The 2,862-nt window shown below is 53.0% G+C and carries 3 protein-coding genes and 1 pseudogene; 1 reads left to right on the top strand and 3 read right to left on the bottom strand.

All coding sequences use genetic code 11. The features are described from left to right. Nucleotides 1–360: 360 nt before the first annotated feature. A complete protein-coding gene (gene lspA, locus LC354_RS27205) occupies nt 361–837 on the bottom strand; it encodes a signal peptidase II (protein ID WP_223429062.1) in 477 nt (158 codons plus the stop codon). A gap of 442 nt (nt 838–1,279) precedes the next feature. Between lspA and LC354_RS27850 the strand changes: the two are divergent. Then, nucleotides 1,280–1,573: pseudogene (locus tag LC354_RS27850) on the top strand (IS630 family transposase); the annotation flags it as partial. Nucleotides 1,574–1,613: 40 nt separating this feature from the next. On the opposite strand, the gene LC354_RS27195 reads toward LC354_RS27850, so the two are convergent. Both LC354_RS27195 and LC354_RS27190 read right to left on the bottom strand, forming a co-directional pair. Next, the gene (locus LC354_RS27195) at nt 1,614–2,297 is read right to left on the bottom strand and encodes a sulfotransferase family protein (RefSeq protein WP_223429061.1); all 684 of its coding nucleotides are present in this window, start codon (nt 2,295–2,297) and stop codon (nt 1,614–1,616) included. Nucleotides 2,298–2,672: 375 nt separating this feature from the next. Then, nucleotides 2,673–2,862: transposase domain-containing protein (locus LC354_RS27190; protein WP_223423851.1), on the bottom strand; the 190-nt coding region annotated here is incomplete at its 5' end.

The raw sequence follows: 2,862 nt of genomic DNA, 5'->3' as shown, positions 1-2,862 counted from the left end.
GGCAATGTGTTCACATGGGTCAGTTCTCAGTGAAAATCTGGGGGGCTACCGGGTCACTTCTCAGCGAAAATCAACAGTCGATCCCAAAAAGACGACCAGCTGCACTTTTGCTCATACCATCAACATGGCACGCCCGACGGACACGGTTGTATAAGTCCACAGAATACATCTCCCCACCCTCCACTCATTGGCTTCAGGTGTCAGATTGCGGAATTTTACTCCGCGACGGTCAGATCATCAGGCCGTTTCTGTGGTCATTTTGTCTCCGGGATTCACAGTGGTCAGCTTGGACATTGATCACGTTCATCCAGTCCAAATTCTCCACGTTTGGGCAGCATTATCGCACCTTGACCTTCCTTGTCACGTGCCCTTTTTCAGCGCCTTGGGGTCATGGCCAAAGAACACCAACCCCAACGCACCTGCAAATATGAAAATATCTGCCACATTGAATACAAACGGATTGTTGATGCCACAGCAAGACATGTTCAGAAAGTCCAGTACATAGCCGTAAATCAGCCGGTCAAATACGTTGGCCAGCGCGCCGCCGATCAGCAAACCAGCACCGGCTTTCGCCAGACGCGGCTGCGGGTGCCGCATAACCCAATACAGAACCCCTACGCAGATCGCCAAAGCAATGACGATCAGAAACCAAACACTGACCCCGTCGCCAAATAGGCCAAGATTGATGCCTCGGTTTTCGCCGTACCGAAACCGCAACAGGGGCGGCATCACGTCGATCGGATTCAGCGGCGACACGCCCATCACATGGATCACCAGATATTTACTGACCTGATCCAACGCAAAGGCCACAAAGGCAAAGACAGATAATAACTTCATCCGACATTCCCCAAGTGAATAACGTCTTGCGCATGTTGCCGCCGCTCTGCGCCACGGTCAACCGTTAGCCACCCTTAGCATCTTCTCGCCAAAGGGCCGGAGTGCGCGCCAAGCGCACGCCCAAGACCGCAACGTCAACATCAGCTGAAATCAAATCTTGCTTAAACTGAGCCATCCAAACGTGCCGAGGGGGTTCAAAATGCAGCTATAAAAACACACTGGAAGCGAGACTTAGGTGTTCCATCCCGGATGATCACATAGATCCTCGTCGGTCTGCCCTTTTCATGGCAAGATCGGTTTTGGGTGACATTCGGGAGAACGCTCAATGCTGATCAAACTTCATAGCCAAGCAACGACGACACCCAAGATACGGGCGAAAATTCAAGCGAGCGACGAACCCGCCTGGGTTTTGGCAGAGCGGTTTGGGACTACTGAGCAGACGGTATGGAAGTGGCGCAAGCGAGACAGTGTCCACCCGCGCTTCAAGCTGCACTTCACGCCCACCAGCGCCTCATGGCTAAACCTTGTGGAGCGTTTCTTTGCCGAGATCACCTCAAGACGTATCCGACGCGGCAGTTACTCCAGCGTCGATGATCTCGAGGCCACGATCTTCGAATATCTGGCGCACCACAACGAGAAGCCCAAACCCTTCAAATGGACCAAAACCGCCGAAGATATCCTCACCCGCGAACGCCGAGCACTCAACGCACTCGATAAAATCAGGGGAAACAGGTAAGAAGCGTCAGACTCAGAACACTAGGTGCCGCTTCATCAAATCACCTGATATCGTCCATGTTTGCAAAAAACTCATCACGGTGATTACTTCGCGGAAATGGTTCTGATGGTGTTGATACATTGAGAAAACCGCATATTGGCTCCCAGCCGTCTCTGGGATCAAAAACCAAAAGTCGCTCTGGAGCCAAGCTGGTTTTAACCCGTTGCTCGTGCTCCCTAAATCGCCCCATGAGCGCTTCTGCCGACCAATCACTGCCGATGCTTCGCGTGACTGCACGTTTGGCCATGCGAGACACGGGACGGGCAGGCTCAGGCGCTTGTTCAGGATCGTCGATGACTTGGAGAATTGTTTCCGAGATGCTGGCGTACCAACTCTCAGGTGTACGGGTCGTCAGGATTACTTTTGCTTCCGGGAAAAACTCTGCCAATTCCTGCCAGTATCCCGCCACTGGCCAGTCAACGGCAGAACGGTTGCCGTCAAATATCGAATGCCAGTCCGGATTTCCATCGAGTGCAGCATTCCAAAGTGGAACCAATCGTTCCTGATCGTTGGCAACCTCCCACATATGATGGCAGACACCAAAGCCAAGCTTTTCAAGACCCAGTTTGAGAGAGTTTGTTGCCGTCCGGCCCCAACCCGCGCCGATCACTTTAATCGTCATCTTCACATCCCCTTTAGCGCCAGTGAATGAAGCGAAGTTTAACGTGAGCAGGTTATTTTGCACAAATTAATTCTCACCAACCGCGCTTGCGGCACAATTTTGACGATGGTGACACGGGGAACGACAAATGGTCGCGTCGTGCTGCTCCGTTTGAAATTAGGGATTTCAAAGCTGACAACAAATCGGCTGCTTTGGGCTCTCTGCTGCCATTAGATCGATCGCAGCATGTTCCTCGGACGGGATGCCTGACCCCAACACGAACGGCCCTAAGCATGCGTAATTGGGCTGCCCTCTGTTGTGAGGTCGAGCTCCCGATAAGATCACAGGATGACTGTGAACAAGGGAGATGAGAAATGGAGTATTTAGCCGTGTGAACCCCGGAGACAAAATGACCACAGAAACGGCCTGATGATCGTAAACATTCGGCGTGGACCGCGGCTATGCAGCCTTGACGTTTTGTGCTGCGGTTTTCCAGTTCCACGGTAGCAGCTCGTGCACGCGCGAGACGGGCATGTCGGGCAGTCGTTTGAGAACGTCAGCGAGCCAGGCTTGGGGGTCGATGTCGTTCATTTTTGCGGTGACGATCAGGGTGTACATGAAGGCTGCGCGGTCGCCGCCGCGTTCGGAC

The organism is Tateyamaria pelophila (assembly GCF_019966495.1).
Classification (GTDB): domain Bacteria; phylum Pseudomonadota; class Alphaproteobacteria; order Rhodobacterales; family Rhodobacteraceae; genus Tateyamaria; species Tateyamaria pelophila.
This window is presented reverse-complemented; position numbering and strand designations above follow the sequence as displayed.